The sequence below is a fragment of the Citrobacter sp. wls826 genome (assembly GCF_005281245.1).
Taxonomy (GTDB): Bacteria; Pseudomonadota; Gammaproteobacteria; order Enterobacterales; family Enterobacteriaceae; genus Citrobacter; species Citrobacter braakii.
Genome location: NZ_SZWS01000012.1, coordinates 87,687 through 91,128 on the forward strand (window position 1 = coordinate 87,687; position 3,442 = coordinate 91,128).

Annotated in this window: 3 protein-coding genes and 1 pseudogene; all 4 read right to left on the reverse strand. The window is 52.9% G+C overall.

The features are described 5' to 3' along the window. On the reverse strand, window positions 1–673 hold a 673-nt coding region (gene rodZ, locus FDW87_RS01400), incomplete at its 3' end, for a cytoskeleton protein RodZ (protein WP_252362937.1). A gap of 284 nt (window positions 674–957) precedes the next feature. After that, the gene (locus FDW87_RS01405; protein ID WP_016154002.1) at window positions 958–2,124 is read right to left on the reverse strand and encodes a bifunctional tRNA (adenosine(37)-C2)-methyltransferase TrmG/ribosomal RNA large subunit methyltransferase RlmN; all 1,167 of its coding nucleotides are present in this window, start codon (window positions 2,122–2,124) and stop codon (window positions 958–960) included. A gap of 256 nt (window positions 2,125–2,380) precedes the next feature. Then, entirely contained in the window at window positions 2,381–2,812 is a 432-nt protein-coding gene (gene ndk, locus FDW87_RS01410) for a nucleoside-diphosphate kinase (RefSeq protein ID WP_003037710.1), read from the reverse strand. A gap of 136 nt (window positions 2,813–2,948) precedes the next feature. Continuing rightward, window positions 2,949–3,442, reverse strand: a pseudogene (locus tag FDW87_RS21460) (penicillin-binding protein 1C); the annotation flags it as partial.

Here is a 3,442-nt window from a genome sequence, read left to right on the forward strand (position 1 = left end):
CTGGCGCAGCAGTTGCGGTATCGACGTTAGCCTGAGAAGGTGCCACAACGGCATTCTGCTGCGCATCAGCGGCAGGTGCCGGGGTTGCAGCAACATCTGGCGTAGGCGCTGCGTCCGCCACCGCGCCATCGTCTGGAGCCGGGGTAGTATCCTGGCCCGCTGCGGCGCTGGTATCTAACGGTACGTTCTGCGCACCATCTTTACCGGCATTCAGCTCAGCGGAGGATTGATCGGCCATGGTGGTAATCTCTTCCTGCTGCGCTTTATGGTTCTGCCACCACCAGGCTCCCGTCAGTCCGACAACGACAAACAGCACCAGCCAGGTAAAGGTCATTAACCAGCCGTCGCGTTTTTTACGACGCTTACCGAGCGAGAAGCTCTGCATCGGTGCGACTTTGGCTGGGCGAATCGGAGCCTGTTTTTCCAGCCCTGGCAACAGTTCTTCTTCAGGAATATGCACCAGACGCGCATAAGAACGGATATACCCGCGCAGGAATGTTGAAGCGAGATCGGCTGGCGCCTTATCTTCTTCAATATCACGTACCGTGGAGACCTTCAGGCAAAGTCGCTCCGCGACTGCCTGCTGGCTGAATCCGAGTTGTTCACGGGCATTGCGCAGACGAACGCCGGTGGATAGTGCTTCATTTTTGTCGTGCGTGGCTTCAGTATTCATTCGCTACAGCTGCGTAAATTTGGGTTCTGATGCCGGCGAGCCACAATGCTCACCCACACCGCGAAACATCTGGTCAGTTAACCTTCGTCAGACAGTATAAAACGGTCAGACTATCAAAGACAAAACAACGTAAACCTGAGGGCTAAAGGCTTGTTGCGCCGTTACATACTGCCTTAAAGTCGACAAAAACGCACCGTTATTATTGACCTCACGAAAACAACAAAGAACCTCATTTGGCTTACGTTGCACTACGGTACATGAATTATACCGTAGTGCACTCAACATCAAACGGTCTTGATATCGATAGCGTCGCCCTGCATACGCTTACGCAGAGTACGCTTGGTACGGTCGATAACGTCACCCGCCAGCTGACCGCAGGCTGCATCGATGTCATCGCCACGTGTTTTACGCACGATGGTAGTGAAACCATAGCTCATCAACACTTTGGAGAAACGATCGATACGGCTGTTAGAGCTACGGCCATACGGCGCGCCAGGGAACGGGTTCCACGGGATCAGGTTAATCTTACACGGCGTATCTTTCAGCAGCTCTGCCAACTGATGCGCGTGTTCAGTACCATCATTGATGTGATCTAACATCACATACTCAATGGTCACACGACCCTGGTTAGCGTTGGACTTCTCCAGATAACGACGAACCGCGCCAAGGAATGTTTCGATATTGTACTTTTTGTTGATAGGTACAATTTCGTCACGAATTTCATCGTTCGGCGCATGCAGAGAAATCGCTAGCGCGACATCAATCATATCGCCCAACTTATCCAGCGCAGGGACAACGCCTGAGGTGGAGAGCGTGACGCGACGCTTGGACAGCCCAAAACCGAAGTCATCCAGCATGATTTCCATCGCTGGCACTACGTTGGTCAGGTTGAGCAGCGGCTCGCCCATCCCCATCATCACCACGTTGGTGATAGGACGCACGCCGGTAGCTTTCACCGCACCGACGATTTTCGCCGCACGCCAGACCTGACCAATGATTTCCGACACCCGCAGGTTACGGTTAAAGCCCTGTTGCGCCGTAGAGCAGAATTTACACTCTAATGCACAACCGACCTGTGAAGAAACACACAGGGTCGCGCGATCGTCTTCCGGGATATACACGGTTTCTACGCGCTGATCGCCAACCGCGATGGCCCATTTGATCGTACCGTCAGAGGAACGCTGCTCTTCCACCACTTCCGGGGCGCGAATTTCAGCCACTTCTTTCAGCTTGTTACGCAGCACCTTATTGATGTCAGTCATGTCATCAAAGTTGTCGCTGCAATAGTGGTACATCCACTTCATGACCTGATCGGCACGAAACGGTTTTTCACCCATATCTTTGAAGAATTCGCGCATTTGCTGACGGTTCAGATCCAGCAGGTTGATTTTTCCATTTTTATTTGGAACCGCAGGAATGACGACTTCAGAGGTGTTAACTAATTCAGACATAATTTTTTCCGGCCTCGTTGTTACACGTTGTGGCCCGTGGAGGGTTAAAAAGAAACGCCCCGGCAAGCGTTCTGCTCTTCCGGGGCGTTGCATTGTACAAAGTCTGGCGCAGGGATGCCACGTTTGCACGAAGCATTAGCGAAAATAATATGTAAATCGCTAATTCCTCTCCAAAGGATTTCGCATCGCAGGAAAGCGGTACGTTCGAGCCTCCCCGAAAGCATAGAAAACTATGCGATGTGAAAGACGCAGGAGATTAGCGCGTGCGCGGGCAAACCTCGCCTTCACCGAAGAAATAGGCGATTTCACGCGCAGCAGATTCAACGGAGTCGGAACCGTGAGTACCGTTCTCGGTGAAGCTATCAGCGTAGTCTGCACGCAGAGTACCCGCCAGCGCATTCGCCGGGTTGGTTGCACCCAGCAGATCACGGTGACGCTGTACGGCATTTTCGCTTTCCAGAACAGAAACAACGATCGGACCGGAGGTCATGAATTCAACCAGACCGTCAAAGAACGGCTTACCATCATGCTCAGCATAGAAGCCACGCGCCTGCTCAACGGTCAGGTGCAGCATTTTAGTACCGACAATTTTGAACCCTGCTGCTTCAAAGCGCGCAAAGATGCTCCCAATAACGTTTTTTGCCACCGCGTTTGGTTTGATGATGGAAAAAGTACGTTCAATAGCCATGATTACCTCTGAAAAAGATGTTTTGTTGTTGTTTACCTGGCGCGGATTATAAAGAGCATCCCGGCAATTGACTATTGACGAAGATAACATTTCTTTAAAATAAGATGAATTTTAGCAACAAAAATCACCTGGTAGTCTACTGCAACGAAAATCTCACCGTCGCCACCTGTCCGGCGTCATCCATCACCAGCAGTTGATAATCCCCTTTGGTCGCCAGCCGTAGCGTAAGACGGCGTCCGCGTTCATCCAGCCGTTCACCGTTAAGAAACCACCAGCGATCGCCAGTCCCACCGCTGGTTTGTACTGGCAATGAGGCCAGCGCAGAACCGGGTAAACGCTTCACGATCGCGCCATCACGAACCCCTGTCAACTGCAACGGCAGCGAAGCATCCTGCCCCAGCGGCGGACACGTGGCAGAAACCGGCGGTAATCTCGCCCCACGGCGCTCTGACTCCGGCAACCACGGCTCAAGCGGTAAAGGCCAGACGATTAACGTTTGTTCGCGCGCCTGCGGGCAATCCGCCGCCACACGTTTACCTTCATCGTCCAGCCAGACGGGGAAACGAATACCACTCACGCCCTCCTGTTCGGGCAATAACAACGTGGGCGGCTGGCTGCCCTCCAGCAGCC

Bases quoted from the DNA above. Each gene is read 5' to 3' on its own strand.
- ndk (WP_003037710.1), bottom strand. From the start codon at position 2,812: ATGGCTATTGAACGTACTTTTTCCATCATCAAACCAAACGCGGTGGCA.
- FDW87_RS01405 (WP_016154002.1), bottom strand. From the start codon at position 2,124: ATGTCTGAATTAGTTAACACCTCTGAAGTCGTCATTCCTGCGGTTCCA.